The sequence below is a fragment of the Mesorhizobium sp. WSM4829 genome (assembly GCF_055811475.1).
In genome coordinates, this window is the sequence record NZ_JBVVQJ010000126.1 from 1 (window position 1) to 783 (window position 783).

General features: G+C 55.2%; 1 protein-coding gene. It reads right to left on the bottom strand.

Translation table 11 applies throughout. From position 1 onward, the window contains the following. The coding region (locus tag AC0L17_RS34485; RefSeq protein ID WP_473518990.1) for an enoyl-CoA hydratase-related protein at positions 1-767 on the bottom strand (767 nt) is incomplete at its 3' end. Positions 768-783: the final 16 nt, after the last annotated feature.

Genomic DNA, 783 nt, shown 5'->3' on the forward strand with positions numbered 1-783 from the left:
CCCGTGAATTTTGGCGATCGTTTCTCCAGGAAATGGGCGACCCCTTCCTTGTAATCTTCCGAAGTGCCTGCGGCCTGCAACTCGATATCGGCCATCACGCAAGCTTCCACGAGCGACTGGAAGTACGAATTATAGATCTGCTGCTTAATCACCCCGATCGAACGCGGCGAGGCGGCGGTCACCATCTCGCGGGCGATCTCCTGCACTGCCGCAAGAAAGCCTTCTGCCGGCAGCGTGCGCACAAGCCCGAAGACTTCTGCTTCTTTTGCCTCAATGACCCGCGCCGAGCAGAGGAGGTCGAGCGCGTTCGGCGTGCCAATCAGACGAGGGAGCATCCAAGCAATACCTTCTTCGGCGATAAGACCGCGCTTTGCGAAAGCCGTGGTGAGCTTTGCACCTTCGGCCATATAGCGGAAATCGCCGAACACGCCGAAGCACAACGCAAACCCTGCGATTGGCCCATTGATGGCCATGAAGATCGGTTTGGCAACCGTGAGAAGATAAGAGAATCTCTGTCCAAAGTTGTCGTTGTTTCCAACAAACTTCGTTTCCTCCGCGTCCAGGAGTGACATGTCGTAGCCAGCGCAAAAACCACGCCCAGCACCCGTGATTACAATTGCACGGGCGTTTTCATCAATACTTGCGGCGTTGATTGCAGCGCGTACTTCCGCCTCCATTCGGGGGGTCCAAGCGTTTAAGCGATCGGGCCGATTAAGCGTGATCGTTGCAACAAGGTCGGCGACTGAGTACAGGATTTCATCGTACATTTATTTCTCCTTTACG